The organism is Pseudomonas sp. R32, from assembly GCF_009866705.1.
Classification (GTDB): Bacteria; Pseudomonadota; Gammaproteobacteria; order Pseudomonadales; family Pseudomonadaceae; genus Aquipseudomonas; species Aquipseudomonas donghuensis.
The window spans coordinates 4,406,636-4,424,772 of sequence record NZ_CP019396.1; the positions used below are offsets into that span (position 1 = coordinate 4,406,636).

The window sequence follows — 18,137 nt, forward strand, 5'->3', positions numbered from 1 at the left end:
CCCCCTTTTCACCTAACGGAGAACACACGATGAGCACTGATGGTGCCTTGAGTAGAACCCGCTGGCTGCCGCGACTGATCGGTGTGCTGCTGTTGCTGATGGGCCTGGCCCTGCTGGCTGGCGGTATCAAACTGAGCCAGTTGGGCGGTTCGCTGTATTACCTGATCGCCGGTATCGGTTTCGCCCTGTCCGGCATCCTGCTGCTGGCCCTGCGCCGCAACGCCCTGGGTCTGTATGGCCTGGTGCTGCTGGGCAGCACCCTGTGGGCATTGTGGGAAGTGGGCCTGGACTGGTGGCAACTGGTCCCGCGCCTGGCCCTGTGGTTCGCCCTGGGCGTAGTGTTGCTGCTGCCGTGGGCGCGCCGCCCACTGCTGGGCAACCCGTCCAAGGCCAACATCGGCCTGCTGAGCCTGGCCGTGGCGCTGTCCGGTGCCACGGCGGTGGCCAGCCAGTTCACCCACCCGGGTGAAGTCAAGGGCGAGCTGGGCCGCGAAAGCGCCGAGATGAGCAGCACCGCGCCGCAAATGCCTGATGGCGAGTGGCAGGCCTATGGCCGCACCGAATTCGGCGACCGCTACTCGCCGCTGCGCCAGATCACCCCGCAGAACGTGCACAAGCTACAGGAAGCCTGGCGCATCCGCACTGGCGACCTGCCAACCGACAACGACCCGGTCGAGCTGACCAACCAGAACACCCCGCTGAAGGTCAACGGCAAGCTGTATGCCTGCACCGCCCACAGCAAGGTGCTGGCCCTGGACCCGGACACCGGTGCGGAGATCTGGCGTTTCGACCCGCAGATCAAGAGCCCGGTAGGCTTCAAGGGCTTCGCCCACATGACCTGCCGTGGTGTGTCGTATTACGACGAGAACAACTACGTCAATGCCGACGGCAGCCCGGCCCCCAAAATCAGCGACGCCGGCCAGGCCGTTGCCGTCGCCTGCCCGCGCCGCCTTTACCTGCCGACCGCCGACGCCCGCCTGATCGCCCTGAACGCCGACACTGGCAAGGTCTGTGAAGGTTTCGGCAACCAGGGTGTGATCGACCTCACCACCGGCATCGGCCCGTTCACTGCTGGCGGTTACTACTCCACCTCGCCTGCTGCGATCACCCGCGAACTGGTAATCATCGGCGGCCATGTTACCGACAACGAGTCGACCAACGAACCGTCCGGCGTGATCCGCGCCTACGACGTGCACGACGGTCGCCTGGTGTGGAACTGGGACAGCAACAACCCCGACGACACCGCACCGCTGGCACCCGGCAAGACCTACAGCCGCAACTCGGCAAACATGTGGTCGCTGGCCAGTGTCGACGAGAAGCTGGGCATGGTCTTCCTGCCGCTGGGCAACCAGACCCCGGACCAGTGGGGCGCTGACCGCACCCCGGGCGCCGAGAAGTACAGCGCCGGTATCGTCGCCCTGGACCTGGCCAACGGCAAGGTACGCTGGAACTACCAGTTCACCCACCACGACCTGTGGGACATGGACGTCGGCAGCCAGCCAACCCTGCTTGATCTGAAAACCGCCGACGGCGTGAAGCCTGCGCTGATCGCCCCGACCAAGCAGGGCAGCCTGTACGTGCTCGACCGTCGCGACGGTACGCCGATCGTACCGATCCGCGAAATCCCGGTACCACAAGGTGCCGTCGAAGGCGACCGCACCGCGCCAACCCAGGCCCGCTCGGACCTCAACCTGCTCGGCCCGGAGCTGACCGAACAGGCCATGTGGGGCGCCAGCCCGTTCGACCAGATGCTCTGCCGCATCCAGTTCCGCGAACTGCGCTACGAAGGCCAGTACACCCCGCCATCGCTACAGGGCAGCCTGGTCTACCCGGGTAACGTCGGCGTGTTCAACTGGGGCAGCGTCTCGGTCGACCCGGTGCGTCAGTTGCTGTTCACCAGCCCGAACTACATGGCCTTCGTCTCGAAGATGGTGCCGCGCGCCGACGTCGCCGCCGGCAGCAAGCGCGAGAGCGAAACCAGCGGTGTGCAGCCGAACACCGGCGCACCCTACGCGGTGATCATGCACCCGTTCATGTCGCCTCTGGGCGTGCCATGCCAGGCGCCAGCCTGGGGCTACGTGGCCGGCATCGACCTGACCACCAACCAGGTGGTGTGGAAGCACAAAAACGGCACCAGCCGTGACAGCTCGCCGATCCCGATCGGCCTGCCGATTGGCGTGCCAAGCATGGGCGGCTCGATCGTCACCGCTGGCGGCCTGGGCTTCCTCAGCGGCACCCTGGACCAGTACCTGCGTGCCTATGACACCAACACCGGCAAGGAGCTGTGGAAATCGCGCCTGCCGGCCGGTGGCCAGGCCACGCCGATGACCTACACCGGCAAGGACGGCAAGCAGTACGTGCTGGTGACCGCCGGTGGTCACGGCTCGCTGGGCACCAAGATGGGTGATTACGTAATCGCTTACAAATTGGCTGAGTAGACCTTAGCTGCTAGCTGCAAGCTTCAAGCTGCAAGCACCGCGCTCCCCACTTGCGGCTTGTAGCTTGAAGCTTGAAGCTTGAATCTTTCCTCCACCCGCCCCATCTAAGCACCATAGTCATTGAGCAGGTGCGCCATGAGCGATCAGCAGGATCTACCGGAACGTCCCGAGGAAACCGCCGAAGTCGAGCATCTCGAAGCCTCCGAACACAGCGGCCGAAACCTTGCCTTGCCGGGCCAACAGTTGCCGGACAAGGTCTATATCATCCCGATCCACAACCGCCCGTTCTTCCCCGCGCAAGTGTTGCCGGTGATCGTCAATGAAGAACCCTGGGCCGAAACCCTGGATCTGGTAGCCAAGACCCCGCATCACTCCCTGGCCCTGTTCTTCATGGACTCGCCGCCAGAAGACCATCGTCATTTCGATACCTCGGCCCTGCCGCTGTACGGCACCCTGGTCAAGGTTCACCATGCCAGCCGCGAAAACGGCAAGCTGCAGTTCGTCGCCCAGGGTCTGACCCGGGTACGTATCCGCACCTGGCTCAAGCATCATCGCCCGCCGTACCTGGTCGAGGTCGAGTACCCGCATCAACCCAGCGAGCCGACCGACGAGATCAAGGCCTACGGCATGGCCCTGATCAACGCGATCAAGGAGCTGCTGCCGCTCAACCCGCTGTACAGCGAAGAGCTGAAGAACTACCTGAACCGCTTCAGCCCCAACGACCCATCGCCCTTGACCGACTTTGCCGCCGCGCTGACCTCGGCCACCGGCAACCAGTTGCAGGAGGTGCTCGACTGCGTGCCCATGCTCAAGCGCATGGAAAAGGTCCTGCCGATGCTGCGCAAGGAAGTCGAAGTCGCGCACCTGCAGAACGAGATCTCTGCGCAAGTGAATCGGCAGATCGGCGAGCACCAGCGCGAGTTCTTCCTCAAGGAGCAGCTCAAGGTCATCCAGCAGGAGCTGGGCCTGACCAAGGACGACCGCAGCGCCGACCTCGAACAGTTCGAGCAGCGCCTGCAAGGCAAGACCCTGCCCGCCGCCGCGCAAAAGCGCATCGACGAAGAGCTGGGCAAGCTGTCGATCCTCGAAACCGGCTCGCCCGAGTACGCCGTCACCCGCAACTACCTGGACTGGGCCACCGCCCTGCCCTGGGGCGTGTACGGCAAGGACAAACTCGACCTCAAGCACGCGCGCAAGGTGCTCGACCAGCATCACGCCGGCCTGGGTGACATCAAGGAACGCATCCTCGAGTTCCTCGCCGTTGGCGCCTACAAGGGCGAGATCAGCGGTTCCATCGTGCTGTTGGTAGGCCCGCCAGGCGTCGGCAAGACCAGCATTGGCAAGTCCATCGCCGAATCCCTGGGCCGGCCGTTCTATCGCTTCAGCGTCGGCGGCATGCGCGACGAGGCCGAGATCAAGGGCCATCGCCGGACCTACATCGGTGCCCAGCCGGGCAAGCTGGTGCAGGCACTGAAGGACGTCGAGGTGATGAACCCGGTGATCATGCTCGACGAGATCGACAAGATGGGCCAGAGCTACCAGGGCGACCCGGCCTCGGCGCTGCTGGAAACCCTCGACCCCGAGCAGAACGTCGACTTCCTCGACCACTACCTGGACCTGCGCCTGGACCTGTCCAAGGTGCTGTTCGTGTGTACCGCCAACACGCTGGACTCAATCCCCGGACCATTGCTCGACCGCATGGAAGTGATTCGCCTGTCCGGCTACATCACTGAAGAAAAGCTGGCCATCGCCAAGCGCCACCTGTGGCCCAAGCAGTTGCAAAAAGCCGGGGTGGCCAAGACCAGCCTGAGCATCAGTGACAGCGCCCTACGCACGGTGATCGAGGGCTATGCCCGCGAAGCCGGTGTACGCCAGCTGGAAAAACAGCTGGGCAAGCTGGTGCGCAAGGCGGTAGTGCAACTGCTCGAGGACCCCGAGAAAAAGATCAAGATCGGCCCCAAGGACCTCGAAGCCTCACTGGGCATGCCGGTGTTTCGCAGCGAACAGGTGCTCTCCGGCAAGGGTGTGATCACCGGTCTTGCCTGGACCAGCATGGGCGGCGCCACCTTGCCGATCGAAGCGACGCGCATCCACACCCTCAACCGCGGCTTCAAGCTGACCGGTCAGTTGGGTGATGTGATGAAGGAGTCTGCCGAAATCGCCTACAGCTATGTCAGCGCCAACCTCAAGCGATACGGCGGTGATCCAAGCTACTTCAATGAAGCTTTCATACACCTGCACGTGCCCGAAGGCGCCACACCCAAGGACGGCCCCAGCGCCGGGGTGACCATGGCCAGTGCGTTGCTGTCGCTGGCTCGCGACCAGGCGCCGAAGAAAGGCGTGGCCATGACCGGCGAGTTGACCCTGACCGGCAAGGTCCTGCCGATTGGCGGGGTGCGCGAGAAGGTCATTGCCGCGCGGCGGCAGAAGATCTTCGAGCTGATCCTGCCGGAAGCCAACCGGGGAGACTTCGAGGAGTTGCCGGATTACCTCAAGGAAGGCTTGAGCGTGCACTTCGCCAAGCGCTTCAGTGATGTGGCGAAGGTGTTGTTCACCTGAAGGGGTTCTGGAAGACGCGGGCTCTGAGAGCCCGCGTCAACCTGCTCGAGTACGGCTACCTAACGCTCACGGCTGATACCGGGTCAGCGTGCGGTTCATCTGCACCGCGCTTTGTTCAATTGTCTTCCATAGCCCCAGGAACCGCCCGAAGTAGATCGCAAACCGGGCCAGTTGCTGGCCTGAGGTAACGAGCTGCAGCTGATTACTCGACGCATCGATGTAAGCAGTGAGGCTTTGCCAGGCTGAATGAACATGAGACGAAGCCGTCACCACGGCTCTGAGCAGTTGTTCCAGTTTCCGCAGTTTTCCTGAGAGTTCCAGGAAACGTGATTGCAGTATCTGCCCGAGAATCCCCGCGATACCGCCCTGGGTCGCTGGTTTTACCAACTTGCCAATTTCATTGACCTTTCTCGTCGCCGCAGGAATGACCTGTATCCGAGCCTCATCGCGAAACCGAGTGGCCTCGATGCGCACACGCTCGACCTCGCGGGCGTATCCCTTCAATTGCTCCTTGAGTGCATTCACGTACATGGGCAAGGACGACACAATTTGCCGATCGGCCACACTAAGCGCCAGCGCCTCACCGCCCAGCAAAGCATCCCAGGCCTCACGTTGCTTACCCAATGCCTTGGTTTGTGCGCACACATCCAGAATGACCTCCCCTGAACGGTTGATGTTGCTGGCGACAGTGACCAACGTATGGGTCAGCTGCAGGTTTTTCCCATACAACACCTCCCAGCCGTTGGCATGCTGTTTCACCTGGCGAGAGAATGTCAGCATGGCGTTACCATTCAGCTCAGGGTTCGAGGACATCAACGCGCTGAGAATCAATGTCCAAGGGTTCGCCTGCCCTCCACCCATCCACTGATAAATGCCAGCCGGTGAGTTGGGCAATCCCCGTGTATAGGCGACATACTCATTGAGGTCACGCACGTGTGTTGGCGACAAACTCAGGGCACCGGTGTCCTGCCCTGACGCCATGGCGCTCAACAACGCGCCGGGAAGACGTGAAGCTTGTACTTGCCAGTTTTTATCCAGCATTCCATTTGCAGTCATCATTAGCGCTCTCCTGCTCGCCATTCAGCGCGCCACCCGGTTTAACTAACAATGGGTGGCGCACGGAGACACGGCAATGATTAAAAGGCTCGACGGAACTGGAAAACTATATGTTGAACATAGGCGAGCAATTGTTTCAGCAACTGATTGAACGCCTGCGCGCCCTCAAAACTGTCCAGTTCTATCCTGCGTAGTTGACTGGCCACTGTCTCCAGTTGCACATGAATCTTCTGCTTTTCAGCCAGCCATTCCAGGCGCTTTGGTTTCAGCACGGAATACTCCACCAGGGCTTGCAGATAGCCCTTCACTTGAGTCGCTCGTTGCTCCTTTTCGCGTTGTTCAGCGATCAGTTCGTTTACTTCCGTGCGCAGCGCCCGACGCTGGTCTTGCAGCCGTGAATACTGCATGCCTTGCTGCACGCCCTCCATCAGTTTGCCCAGCGCCTCCAGTGCCTGCTCGACCGCTACGGCAGCGCCGGCCGTTGTGGCGCCCTGAGCGACCAGCCCCTGAAGCTGTTCAACCGTTGGCAATTTGCCTTGGAACAGCTGCTCGATGCCATTGGCCTCAAACACACCGATGGCTTTTTCCAGCTCGGCAAGGTTTTCGCGTTTACCGTTGAGCGTATCGGTTAGCGCCTGTAGCCTGCTGGCCAGGCGCTCCTGAGTCTCCAGGTAACTGGCCTGGTCGCGGCTCGCATCATAAACCGGCAGGCTGGCGATGGACTTTGTAGCGGTCATCACCCCAGAGACCACGACATCCAGTTCTGCAGCGATCTTGTTTTTTGAGATCTGCAGTTCCTCCAGGAAGAACTCCTCTTCTTCAGGGTCTCCCGAGGCCTCTCGAAAATCGTCAATCAGCTCATCAAGCTGGTATGACTTTATGGTGACCGCCAGCACTTCCGAATTTTTAGCCAAGCCATCAACGTACCGTTGCATCCCTTTGTAGTGCCGTTCAACTGATTCATGCAGCAATGGCAGAAAGCCAAATCTACGCTGCTCCCAAAACGCCAAGTATGCCGACACGACCGAGAGAACCTTGTCCATATCCGGGACATTAAGCGAAGCACTCAAAGCGACAACATTATCATTCATTACGTTATATCCTTATTTGGCGGCTGCGGCGTCATCAAAGACACGATTCATATGCTGGGCAAACTTCTCAATGTCTTTCCATTGCCCAATGAAGCGTTTGAAAAATATCGCAAACTTGAACAACTCCTGATTGGATTCGATACGCTGGAGGTGCTCAATCGATGTATCGATGTACACCCCGATCAACTGCCAGGCCGATTGCAGGTGAGAGGCGGCTGTCACCACATCCCTGAGTCGAGTATCCAGCTGTCCCATTTGAGTGCCGAGGTCTTCCACCAGCCCTTCCAGGTGAACGGCCGCCTTGAGTTTCTGGCTGAGTTCACCGCGCTGGCCCTGCAGCTTGTTACGTTCCTTGCGGACTTTCGCCGCCTTGCTGCCATAGATGCCGCCGGTTATAGCCGCGCCCAGCGGCCCCGCAGCCAGGCCACTCAGCGCGGCTTTGACATACTGGTCATACTCGGCTTCAAGTTTTTTGATTTCATTGTCCAGCTCGGCGAGATCTTCACGCAGCTGCTGTACTGCCCCGCTCGCCTTCTGACGTTTGATCGCCTGGGTTTTTACCGCGACCAAGGGGATCAGCTGTTCACGCGCGGTATCGCGAAACTGTTCAGTCTCTTCCCGGACAGCGCCCACACGCCGAGAAAACAGGTCCACGTCTTCGCGCAGTATCTCCATGTAGTCCACCAGGTCGAGAACCCTGTGGCGGTCTTCTGTCCCCAGGCTGATCGCCTTGTCGAACTTGATGGTTTCCCACGCGTCCCTGCGCTTGCCCAGCGCACGGCTGTTTTCGAGAATGACCAATATCTCGTCGCCAGTGGTATTGATGCCATTGGCACTGGCCGCCAACTCGAAGCCAAGCTTCTTGCTATTGTCGGCAAGTACTGTCCAACGGCGTCCGTGTTTCTGTAACTGCTTGTGCATCGCCTCCATCTTGTCCGGCATCAGGTCCGGCTCTTTGATGGTGGAATAGCCCAACCAGCGAATCACTGCATCCTTGGTAACAGGAAGCTGGAAGGTATAGTTGGCATACTGGTTAAGGGTGACAATATGCTCTCGTGTCAGCGTCAACCCACCCTCGTCGGGGCCATCGCGCTCCGCCATTGCCTGAATGAGATTGCCAGGCAGGTGCTCAGCCTCAGTCTGCAATGTGTCAAAATTGATCTGTGTACTGCTCATGACCACGTCCCTGTTAAAACGCCGACTCGGCGGGGACCTTCAAACTAATCCCGCTGTGAAGTGCCCTGCAGAGGGCAGGCTTTCCTGAAAGCCAATACCAACCTGACGGACAGAATTGTCGATGAACACCAAATGCAAGCTGTTGGTCCTTGGCCTGTCACTCCTGGCAGCCTGTTCACAAACACCAGGCCGGCACGAGAATGTGGTGCTGGAAAAGGCCAGCCAGTGCCCTGTACATCTGCAGTTGGGCCAGACCCTGACCCTGACCCTGCCCAGCAACCCCAGTACCGGCTATCGCTGGCTGCTACAGAACCCGGCCGCGGGCATCCTGCGTAGTCTCGGCCCCGAGGTCTACAGCCACCCGGAAGATGCCGGCATCGTCGGTAGCGCCGGGCAATCACTGTGGCGTTTCCAGGCCCAGGCCGCCGGTGAAAGCCATCTGCTGTTGGTCTACCAGCAACCCTGGGCCCCGGAAGTGCGCCCGGTGCAGACCTTCGATTGCGCAATCACGGTGAAGTAGGCCGCGCTGGTCAGCGGGCCATGCATCCTGGCGCCAGTTTGGCTAAAATGCCGGCCTTTTACCGCCCAACGCCTGGATTGCCCCCGTGAGCAAAGAACCCGACCGCCTATTCGCCCAGCCCCTTGGCCAGGTGCCCGACTTCGCCTTCAACGAAGACGTGGTGCGGGTGTTCCCGGACATGATCAAGCGTTCGGTGCCCGGTTACCCGACCATTGTCGAGAACCTCGGCGTGCTCGCCGCCCAGTTCGCCCAGCCCAACACTGCCCTGTACGACCTGGGCAGCTCGCTCGGTGCCGTGACCCAGGCCCTGCGCCGGCATGTGCGTAGCGAGGGTTGCCGGGTGATTGCCATCGACAACTCGGCGGCCATGGTCGAGCGCTGCCGGCAGTACCTCAATGCCCAGGACTCGATGTTCCAGGAGCTGTTGCCGGTCGAGGTGATCGAAGGCGACATCCTTGCCCTTGAGTTCCAGCCGGCCTCGGTGGTGGCGATGAACTTCACCCTGCAGTTCATTGCCCCCGAACAACGCCTGGAACTGCTCACGCGTATTCGCCAGGCGCTGCTGCCGGGCGGTGCGCTGATCCTTTCGGAGAAGCTGCGCTTTGAAGATGCCGATGAACACGCGCTGCTCACCGACCTGCACGTGGCCTTCAAGCGCGCCAATGGCTACAGCGAACTGGAAATTGCCCAGAAGCGCAGCGCCATCGAGAACGTGATGAAACCCGACAGCCTTGAAGAGCACCGCGAACGCCTGCTGGCGGCCGGTTTCTCCAAGGTCGTGCCCTGGTTCCAATGCCTAAACTTTGCCTCGTTGATTGCCCTGCCATGATTGATCTGTCCCCCCTGGTCCGCCGCTTGGCGGGCACCCCCCTGACGCAATGGGCGCAAGGCCTGCAAGCGCAACTCGACGCCAAGATGGAAAAAGGTCATGGCGACCTGGAACGCTGGCAGGCTGCGCTCGACGCCCTGCCGGCACTGGTGCCTACGCACATCGACCTGCAAAACGGCCTCAATCTGGATTGCGACTGCGATGACGACACCCGAGCGCGCATGCAGCAGGCCCTGATGGGCCTGTCACCGTGGCGCAAGGGGCCGTTCGACCTGTTCGGCGTGCACGTCGACACCGAATGGCGCTCGGACTGGAAGTGGTCGCGGGTCGCCCCGCACCTGGACCTCAAGGGCAAGCGGGTGCTGGATGTCGGTTGCGGCAACGGCTACTACCAGTGGCGCATGCTCGGCGCCGGGGCCGACAGCGTCATCGGTGTCGACCCCAACTGGCTGTTCTTCTGCCAGTTCCAGGCCGTGCAGCGCTACCTGCCGGAGCTACCGGCCTGGCACCTGCCGTTTGCCCTCGAAGACCTGCCGGCCAACCTCGAAGGCTTCGACACGGTGTTCTCCATGGGCGTGTTCTACCATCGCCGCTCGCCCATCGAGCACCTGCTGGCGCTCAAGGACTGCCTGGTCAAGGGCGGCGAACTGGTGCTGGAAACCCTGGTGATCGAAGGCGATGAAAATCAGGTGCTGGTGCCGGAAGATCGCTACGCACAAATGCGCAACGTCTGGTTCCTGCCGTCGGTGCCAGCCCTGGAACGCTGGTTGCGCCGCGCCGGGTTCAGCGATGTGCGTTGCGTCGATGTCAGCACCACCAGCGTCGAAGAGCAGCGCAGCACCGAGTGGATGCGCTACCAGTCGCTCAGCGACTTCCTCGACCCCAACGACCATAGCCGCACCCTCGAAGGCCTGCCGGCACCACGGCGCGCGGTGCTGGTGGCACGCAAATAAAACAGGCGCCCAAATGGGCGCCAAAAATTCACCTTTTCCAAAGGAGCGGGGAGCTTCCAAGGTGAATGGAGCTACTCCTTGGCGACCTGCTTGGTCGCCGTGTCACGCTTTTGCGAGTCGGACGCGGCCAGCGCCTGGTCCTTCTTGCCGTGAATCTGTTCCTGGCTGAGGCGGAAGTTTTCCCAGAATTGCTTCGACCGCTCCGCTCCGCCTTCAGCCAGCGCCGCGCTGCTGCCCAGGGCCAATACAGCCATCAGCACATACTTGTTCAGGCTCATGTTGCTCACCTCGTGATTGAATTTCAGGACAGTTCAATCTTACGCAGGGCAAGATAACGCCAAGGTGAGCCGCACATTACAGTGCTGCAAGATTCGCCCTACAGCAGGGTCAGCGGATACTCGACAATCAGGCGTACTTCATCGAGGTCCGATTCGAAGGCCGAGGCCCGGGTCGTGGCCTGACGCACACGCAGCGACAAGTCCTTGAGACTGCCGGACTGCACCACGTACTTCGCTTCGATATCGCGCTCCCAACGCTTCTGCCCGGTCAGCGGATTACCCTCGGCATCGCGGCGCATGTACACGCCATTGGCATCGGAGTAATCGATGCCGCTGCCACGTCCGTAACGGCTCATGAACGACAGGCCCGGTACGCCATAGGCGGCCATGTCGAGGTCATAGCGCAACATCCACGAGCGCTCTTTCGGCGAGTTGAAGTCGCTGTACTGGATCGAGTTGTCGAGGTAAATCGAGTCGGACTGGCGCAGGTAATCGAAATCGTTGTCGCCCTGGTTGCGCTGGTGCGACAGGGCCAGGGTATGGGCGCCATAGCTCACGCCGACGCGGGCACTCCAGATATCGTTGTCGAATTTGCCCAGCAGTTGCTGGCCTTCATCCTTGGCCTTGTAGTAGTTGAAGCTGGTGAAACCGGTCAGCTCGTCGGTGATCGGGTACTTGTAGCTGATACCGGCGTAGTACTGATCCCAGGCGTCCTTCAAACGGCTGCTGTAGAGGCTCAGGCTGAGGTTGTCGCTGGCCTGGTAATCGCCACCGAAGTAGCCCAGCCAGGGCGAATCGACGGGGCCGGCGTAAAAGGTCACGAAGCCGTCGCGGTTGTTGCTCGACAGCGGCTGGCTCATGGCGTGCAAGCGCCCGCCCTGCACTTTCAGGCCCGCCAGGCTGGTGTTCTCCAGGGTCCAGCCGGTGAAGCTTTCCGGCAACAGGCGCGAGTCGCCGAAATGCACCACCGGCGTGGTCGGGAACACGTCACCAAACTTGAGCTCGGTGTCGAACAAGCGCGCCTTGATCGCACCGCCCAGCTTGCTGAAGTTGCTGGCGGTATCGCCATTGCGGTCCACCGGCAACATGTCGAACGAACTGCGCCCGCCGCTGCGACCATCGCCGCTGTCGAGCTTGAGCGCGAGCATGGCGTGGGCATCCAGGCCAAAACCGACCGTGCCCTCGGTATAGCCCGACTCGAAGCGGGCGATAAAGGCCTGGGCCCAGGCTTCGGCGTAGCCCGCCTTGCCGGTGGGCGACTGTTCGCCTTTACGGTAGTCGCGGTTGAAATAGAAGTTACGGCTGAGCACCGTCAGGCTGCTGTCTTCGATAAAGCCCCCGCCCTCGGGCTGGCTGACGGCACTGGCGGTCGCACAACTGGCCAGGGCCAGGGCGCCGGTCAAACAGGCTGTGGATTTGTTCCCCATCTTCAACTCCTGATTTTTCGCAGAAATACGCAAGGCGCCCGCAATGCGGGCGCCATGGGTATCCTGACAAGGGCTGAATAACCCGAAGATGAGCGGCGAATTACAGTTTCGTCACCTCAGATACGACCTCCTCCTCGTCTTTGCGGTGAGCCCAGTAATACAGCGCGGGCAGTACCAGCAGGGTCAACGCCGTTGATGAAAGGATGCCGCCAATCACCACGGTGGCCAGCGGCCGCTGCACTTCGGCGCCGGTGCCGGTGGCCAGGGCCATGGGGATAAAGCCAAGGGAGGCCACCAACGCGGTCATCAACACCGGCCGCAAGCGCGTCAGTGCACCTTCGTCGATGGCCTGATGCAGCGAACGCCCCTGCTCGCGCAGGCCGCGGATAAAGGCAATCATCACCAGGCCGTTGAGCACCGCGACCCCGGACAAGGCAATAAACCCCACGCCTGCCGAGATCGACAGGGGGATATCCCGCAGCCACAGGGCAACCACCCCGCCAGTCAGGGCGAAAGGAATACCGGTGAACACCAGCAACCCGTCCTTGAGGTTGTTGAACATCATGAACAGCAGACCAAAGACCAGCAGCAAGGCCACCGGCACCACCACCTGCAGACGCTGCGCCGCCGACTGCAACTGCTCGAACTGCCCGCCCCAGCGGGTCCAGTAACCGGCCGGGATGTTCACCTGGCTATCGATGCGCGCCGCCGCCTCGTCAACGAACGAGCCGATATCCCGGCCGCGCACGTTGGCGCTGACCACCACCAGGCGCTTGCCGTCCTCGCGGCTGACCTGGTTGGGGCCCTGCACCAAGTCCAGGCTGGCCACATCCGCAAGGGTGATAAAGCCGATCTGGCCACCGCTGCCGCTGCTGGCCGGCACCGGTATCAGCAACTGCGACAAGCCGTCGATATCGGTGCGCAGGGTGTCGGACAGGCGCACCACCATGTCGAAGCGCCGATCCCCCTCATACAGGGTACCGGCCTGACGACCACCCACGGCCACGGCAATGGTGTCCTGCACGTCACCGACATTGAGGCCATAGCGCGCCGCTTTGTCGCGGTCGACGTCAATGGTCAGCACCGGCAACCCCGAGGTCTGCTCGACCTTCACCTCCGACGCCCCCGGCACCGCCTGCAAGGTACTGGCGATCTTCGCCGCGGTGCTGTTGAGCACGGCCATGTCATCACCGAAAACCTTCACCGCGACATCACTGCGCACCCCGGAGATCAGCTCGTTGAAGCGCAACTGGATCGGCTGCGACAGTTCATAGTTACTACCCGGCACCCGCGCGCTGGCGCGCTGGATGTCGGCAATCAGCTGTTCGCGACTCTTGCTCGGGTCGGGCCACTGGTCTTGTGGTTTGAGCATTACATAGCTGTCGGAAATGTTCGGCGGCATCGGGTCCGAGGCGATCTCCGCGGTACCGGTGCGGGCGAATACGCGCTCTACTTCCGGCACCTGACTGAGCACGCTCTGCTCCAGGCGCTGCTGCAACTGTACCGACTGGCTCAGGCTGGTGCCGGGCACGCGCAGGGCCTGCAGGGCAAAGTCGCCTTCGCTGAGGCTCGGCACGAACTCGCTACCCATGCGGCTGGCCAGCACGCCCGAGAGCAACACGGTGAGCGCGGCGAGGGAAAACGCCAGCGGGCGATGGCCCATGACCCACTTGAGCAACGGCGCATAGCCGCGCTTGGCGCTGCGCATCAACAGGTTCTCGTCTTCCTTGACCTTGCCGGTCACGAACAGGGCAATGGCCGCTGGCACGAAGGTCACCGACAGCAGCATGGCACCGAGCAAGGCGATCACCACGGTAAACGCCATCGGGTGGAACATCTTGCCCTCGACCCCGCTCAGGGCAAAGATCGGCAGGTACACCACCATGATGATCAACTGGCCGAAAATCAGCGGCCGGCGTGCTTCGCGGGCGGCATTGAACACTTCGTGCAGGCGTTCGGAACGGGTCAACAGGCGGCCGTGATGCTGCTGGGCATGGGCCAGGCGCCTGATCGCATTTTCGACAATCACCACCGCGCCATCGACGATGATGCCGAAGTCCAGCGCGCCCAGGCTCATCAGGTTGGCACTGACCTTGTTGCCGAACATGCCGGTGAAGGTGAACAGCATCGACAGCGGAATGACCATGGCGGTGATCAGCGCTGCGCGAATGTTGCCGAGGAACAGGAACAGAATGACGATGACCAGGATCGCGCCTTCGATCAGGTTCTTCTTCACCGTGGCAATGGCCTTGTCGACCAGGTTGGTACGGTCGTAGACGGTCACCGCACTCACCCCTTCAGGCAGCGAGCGGTTGATCTCCACCAGCTTTTGCGCCACCGCCCGGGACACCGTGCGGCTGTTCTCGCCGATCAGCATGAACACCGTGCCCAACACCACTTCGCGGCCGTTCTCGGTTGCCGCGCCGCTGCGCAGTTCACGCCCGATACCGACTTCGGCGACGTTGCGCACACGGATCGGCGTGCCGTCGACGTTGGCCAGGACGATATTGGCGATGTCATCGGTGCCGGCCAGTTGCCCCGGTGCGCGAATCAACAACTGCTCGCCGCGACGCTCGATGTAGCCGGCACCAACGTTGGCGTTGTTGCGCTCAAGAGCGGTGAGCAGGTCGCCCAGGGTCAGCTTATAGGACGCCAGCCGTTTGGGGTCTGGCGCAATCTGATACTCCTTGGCGAAACCACCGATGGTGTTGATCTCCGCCACCCCACGCACATTGCGCAGTTGCGGCTTGATGATCCAGTCCTGGATCTCGCGCAGGTCGGTCGGCGTGTAGGGGCTGCCATCGGCCTTGCGCGCATCGTCGGCAGCTTCGACGGTCCACAGGAAGATCTCGCCAAGGCCGGTGGAGATCGGGCCCATGGCCGCTTCAACGCCCTCCGGCAATTGTTCACGCGCCTGCTGCAGGCGCTCGTTGACCAGTTGCCGGGCGAAGAACAGGTCGGTGCCCTCCTCGAAGATCACCGTCACCTGCGACAGCCCCGAACGCGACAGCGAACGGGTCTGTTCCAGCCCCGGCAGGCCGGCCATCGCGGTTTCGATGGCGAAGGTGATGCGTTGCTCGGTTTCCAGCGGCGAAAAGCCCGCGGCCTGGGTGTTGATCTGCACCTGGACGTTGGTGATGTCCGGCACGGCATCGATCGGCAGCTTCTGGTAGCTGGCAACCCCCAGCCCGGCCATCAGCAGCACCGCCAGCAGCACCATCAGGCGCTGCTCGATGGCAAATTGTATGAGGCGTTCGAACATGTGAGGTTCCCGGTCAGTGGGCGTGTTCGGCGCTGGCCTTGCCCAGCTCCGACTTGAGGATGAAGCTGCCCTGCGCCGCGACCTGCTGGCCGGCTTGCAGGCCTTTGCGGATCTCGACAAAACCGTTGGCGCTGGCCCCCGGCTCCACCGTTTGGGCGATGAAGCCCTCGGCGCTGCGCACGAACACCGTGGGCTTTTCTTCCAGGGTCTGCAGGGCCTGGTCCGGTACGCTCAGGGCGGCGGTGTACTGCTCTGTGGGCACCTGCACGGCAACGAACAGGCCCGGGCGCCAAGCGCCTCGTGGGTTGTCGAGGGTGACGCGCACGGTGGCGGTACGGGTCTGCTCGCCGAGCAGGCTGCCCACGTGGGTAACCGTGCCGCTGACCTGCTCGCCCAGCTCACTGGCGACAAGGGTCACCGGCATGCCGGCGCGCACCTTGGGCAGGTCACGGGGGGCCACGCCGAAGCTCGCCCAGACCCGCGACAGGTCCGAGAGGGTGAAGGCCGCGCTGGTTTCGTTGACCACCTCGCCCGGCACCAGGTGCTTCTCGACGATCTGCCCGGCAAAGGGTGCACGCAACTCATAGCGGTTGCCGCCAGCCAGGACCACGCTGCCGCTCAGGGCGCTGATCTTCTGCCGGGCGTTGGCCTGGGCAATTTCCGCCTCCTGCAGGGCCTGGCGGGCCTGCTGGTAATCCTGCTCGGCGGAGATGCCCTCCTGCCACAGGTCCTTCTCGCGCTGGTAGCTGCTGCGCGCCAATTCCAGGCGACGCTGGCTGGCCGCCAGTTCACTGCGCTGCTCGGAGATCTGCGGGCTGGCGATCACTGCCAGCAGGTCACCGGCCTTGACCTGCTGGCCAAGCACCACAGCGACGGACTCGACCACCCCGGCAGCGCGCGGCACCAGGTGCGCGGTGCGGTCTTCGTCGAAACGGATCTCGCCCGGCAGCGACAGGCTGCGTTGCAACTGGCGCGGGCCGACGGCAGCCAGCTCGATGCCGGCCAGGTCGATCTGCTCCTGACTGAGGGTCAGCGCGCCCTCTTCCTCATGACCGTCTTCAGTTTTTTCCGACTCGCCATGTTGTTCTTCCTCGTGATCGCCTTCGGTATGGGCGTGAGCGGATGCGGGGGCGGCGGCAACCGGGCCGCCCTGGCGCGCCAGCAGCACACCCAGGCCCAGGCCGAGCAGCAGGGCCGCGACCAGCAGCGTGGTGGACTTCTTGTTCATGCAGGTTCCTCAGCAAATAGTCAGGTGAAGGTCGCGTTCAACGAGTGGCGAGGCTCAGGTCGCCAAAGATCCGCTCCAGGCGAACCCGCGCCTCGCTGCTCTGGGCCTGGGCCTGCAGGTATTGCAGGCGTGCCGCCACCAGGGTGCGCTGGGCATCGAGGACATCGAGAAAAGCAAACTTGCCGCGCTCGAAGCCACGGGTGGCGGCATCCAGCGCCTGCTGCGCCGAGGGCAGGATCGAGCGTTCGAAGGTCTGCACTTCCTGGGCCGCCGTGCTCCACTGGGTCAGGGCCTGGACCACTTCGCTGCGCAGGCGCAGTTCGGCGCCATTGCGCTGATCGCGGGCCTGGTCGGCGCGCCGGGCGGCGGCGAGGACGTTGCCCTGGTTGCGGTCGAACAAGGGGATCGGGACCGAAAGGCCGACCACATTGATGCGCTCACGGTCGGTTTCGCTGTACTGGCTGCCAACGCTGACGGTCAGGTCGGGGATGCGCTGGCTGCGGGCCAGACCCAGGGCCGCTTCGCGCTGGTCGATCTGCAGACGGGCCAGACGCAGATCGGCGGTCTGCTCCAGGCGATCGAGCAACAGTGTGCGACTTGGAAGAGAGCTGTCAGCGCCCAGGCCGCCGTCGACCCGGCTGAACGGGGCCATTGGCGCGCCGGTCAGCGCTGCCAGTTGCTGGTAGGCAATGGTCAACCTCTGTTCAGCCCGGCCCTGCTCCAGGCGCACCTCGGACAACTGCACCTGGGCACGGGTTGCCTCGACCGGCGAGGCGCTGCCGGCCTTGACCCGGCCTTGCACCACCTGCAGTGCGCGCTCGCTCAAGCGCAGTGACTGCTCGGCCAGTTGCAAACCTTCCTGGGCCTGGGCAGCGGCCTGGAAGGCGCCAATGACATCGGCACGCAGCGCGTTGCCCTGGCGCTCCAGTTCCAGCGCTGCAAGCTGCGCATCGCGGTCGGCAACGTCCAGGCGCGCACCGCGTTTGCCGCCCAGCTCGAACAGCTGGCTGACACCGACGGTGGTGGTTTGCGAACCCTTGCGGGTATCTTCCACCTCCCAACTCAGCTCCGGGTTTGGCAACACGCCGGCCTGGCGCCGTTCGCCTGCGGCAATGTCGATGCCCCAGCGCGCAGCGGCAAGCTCGGGGTTGTTGTCGCGGGCCGCCTGCAGGGCCGACTCCAGGGTCAGTACGCGCGCTTGCGCCAGGGCCAGCGACGGCAAGGCCAGCAACAGCAGGGCCAGCACTATTCGGCCTGGGCCTGTGCCTGGCCTGTCGAGGGTGCAAAACATGGCGGACTCCTGCGCCTTGATCGGAGCCC

General features: G+C 62.6%; 13 protein-coding genes. 5 read left to right on the forward strand and 8 right to left on the reverse strand.

Annotated features, from left to right (window positions below; genetic code table 11):
• Positions 1-29 precede the first annotated feature (29 nt).
• Entirely contained in the window at positions 30-2,438 is a 2,409-nt protein-coding gene (locus tag PspR32_RS20345) for a glucose/quinate/shikimate family membrane-bound PQQ-dependent dehydrogenase (protein ID WP_010220995.1), read from the forward strand.
• A 135-nt stretch (positions 2,439-2,573) separates the two neighbouring features.
• Complete coding sequence (gene lon / locus PspR32_RS20350) at positions 2,574-4,997, forward strand: endopeptidase La (protein WP_010220994.1); 2,424 nt, start codon at positions 2,574-2,576, stop codon at positions 4,995-4,997.
• 66 nt (positions 4,998-5,063) lie between these two features.
• Here lon and PspR32_RS20355 read toward each other — a convergent pair whose 3' ends face one another.
• From PspR32_RS20355 to PspR32_RS20365, 3 genes are all read right to left on the reverse strand, one after another.
• Entirely contained in the window at positions 5,064-6,056 is a 993-nt protein-coding gene (locus PspR32_RS20355) for a hypothetical protein (protein WP_010220993.1), read from the reverse strand.
• A gap of 77 nt (positions 6,057-6,133) precedes the next feature.
• Positions 6,134-7,144: an alpha-xenorhabdolysin family binary toxin subunit B gene (locus tag PspR32_RS20360; protein WP_159389085.1), complete on the reverse strand. Its 1,011-nt coding sequence runs from the start codon at positions 7,142-7,144 to the stop codon at positions 6,134-6,136.
• 12 nt (positions 7,145-7,156) lie between these two features.
• Positions 7,157-8,320: an alpha-xenorhabdolysin family binary toxin subunit A gene (locus PspR32_RS20365; RefSeq protein WP_010220991.1), complete on the reverse strand. Its 1,164-nt coding sequence runs from the start codon at positions 8,318-8,320 to the stop codon at positions 7,157-7,159.
• 121 nt (positions 8,321-8,441) lie between these two features.
• Here PspR32_RS20365 and PspR32_RS20370 point away from each other — a divergent pair, with 121 nt between their 5' ends.
• From PspR32_RS20370 to cmoB, 3 genes are all read left to right on the forward strand, one after another.
• Positions 8,442-8,840, forward strand: coding sequence for a protease inhibitor I42 family protein (locus tag PspR32_RS20370; protein ID WP_010220990.1), 399 nt, complete (start codon positions 8,442-8,444; stop codon positions 8,838-8,840).
• 85 nt (positions 8,841-8,925) lie between these two features.
• Positions 8,926-9,669 carry a carboxy-S-adenosyl-L-methionine synthase CmoA gene (cmoA, locus tag PspR32_RS20375; protein WP_010220989.1) on the forward strand — a complete coding sequence of 248 codons (744 nt, stop codon included), beginning with the start codon at positions 8,926-8,928 and terminating at the stop codon, positions 9,667-9,669.
• Positions 9,666-10,622 (forward strand): tRNA 5-methoxyuridine(34)/uridine 5-oxyacetic acid(34) synthase CmoB, encoded by a 957-nt coding sequence (gene cmoB, locus PspR32_RS20380; protein WP_159389086.1) that lies wholly within the window; start codon positions 9,666-9,668, stop codon positions 10,620-10,622. The genes cmoA and cmoB overlap by 4 nt, the downstream gene beginning before the upstream one ends.
• Before the next feature lie 71 nt (positions 10,623-10,693).
• On the opposite strand, the gene PspR32_RS20385 is transcribed toward cmoB, so the two are convergent.
• From PspR32_RS20385 to PspR32_RS20405, 5 genes are all read right to left on the reverse strand, one after another.
• Positions 10,694-10,900: a hypothetical protein gene (locus tag PspR32_RS20385; protein WP_010220987.1), complete on the reverse strand. Its 207-nt coding sequence runs from the start codon at positions 10,898-10,900 to the stop codon at positions 10,694-10,696.
• A gap of 98 nt (positions 10,901-10,998) precedes the next feature.
• Positions 10,999-12,327, reverse strand: a complete 1,329-nt coding sequence (locus tag PspR32_RS20390; RefSeq protein ID WP_103143303.1) for an OprD family porin — start codon at positions 12,325-12,327, stop codon at positions 10,999-11,001.
• 100 nt (positions 12,328-12,427) lie between these two features.
• Positions 12,428-15,589: a CusA/CzcA family heavy metal efflux RND transporter gene (locus PspR32_RS20395; protein ID WP_159389087.1), complete on the reverse strand. Its 3,162-nt coding sequence runs from the start codon at positions 15,587-15,589 to the stop codon at positions 12,428-12,430.
• Positions 15,590-15,602: 13 nt separating this feature from the next.
• Complete coding sequence (locus PspR32_RS20400) at positions 15,603-16,817, reverse strand: efflux RND transporter periplasmic adaptor subunit (RefSeq protein WP_100782818.1); 1,215 nt, start codon at positions 16,815-16,817, stop codon at positions 15,603-15,605.
• 37 nt (positions 16,818-16,854) lie between these two features.
• On the reverse strand, positions 16,855-18,108 hold the full coding sequence (locus PspR32_RS20405; protein ID WP_159389088.1) for a TolC family protein: 1,254 nt from the start codon (positions 18,106-18,108) through the stop codon (positions 16,855-16,857).
• Positions 18,109-18,137: the final 29 nt, after the last annotated feature.

Coding starts and splice junctions, on each gene's coding strand:
- PspR32_RS20355 (WP_010220993.1), bottom strand. CDS start 6,056: ATGATGACTGCAAATGGAATGCTGGATAAAAACTGGCAAGTACAAGCT.
- PspR32_RS20395 (WP_159389087.1), bottom strand. CDS start 15,589: ATGTTCGAACGCCTCATACAATTTGCCATCGAGCAGCGCCTGATGGTG.
- PspR32_RS20370 (WP_010220990.1), top strand. CDS start 8,442: ATGAACACCAAATGCAAGCTGTTGGTCCTTGGCCTGTCACTCCTGGCA.
- PspR32_RS20345 (WP_010220995.1), top strand. CDS start 30: ATGAGCACTGATGGTGCCTTGAGTAGAACCCGCTGGCTGCCGCGACTG.
- cmoB (WP_159389086.1), top strand. CDS start 9,666: ATGATTGATCTGTCCCCCCTGGTCCGCCGCTTGGCGGGCACCCCCCTG.
- PspR32_RS20365 (WP_010220991.1), bottom strand. CDS start 8,320: ATGAGCAGTACACAGATCAATTTTGACACATTGCAGACTGAGGCTGAG.
- PspR32_RS20360 (WP_159389085.1), bottom strand. CDS start 7,144: ATGAATGATAATGTTGTCGCTTTGAGTGCTTCGCTTAATGTCCCGGAT.
- PspR32_RS20390 (WP_103143303.1), bottom strand. CDS start 12,327: ATGGGGAACAAATCCACAGCCTGTTTGACCGGCGCCCTGGCCCTGGCC.
- PspR32_RS20400 (WP_100782818.1), bottom strand. CDS start 16,817: ATGAACAAGAAGTCCACCACGCTGCTGGTCGCGGCCCTGCTGCTCGGC.
- PspR32_RS20385 (WP_010220987.1), bottom strand. CDS start 10,900: ATGAGCCTGAACAAGTATGTGCTGATGGCTGTATTGGCCCTGGGCAGC.
- PspR32_RS20405 (WP_159389088.1), bottom strand. CDS start 18,108: ATGTTTTGCACCCTCGACAGGCCAGGCACAGGCCCAGGCCGAATAGTG.
- lon (WP_010220994.1), top strand. CDS start 2,574: ATGAGCGATCAGCAGGATCTACCGGAACGTCCCGAGGAAACCGCCGAA.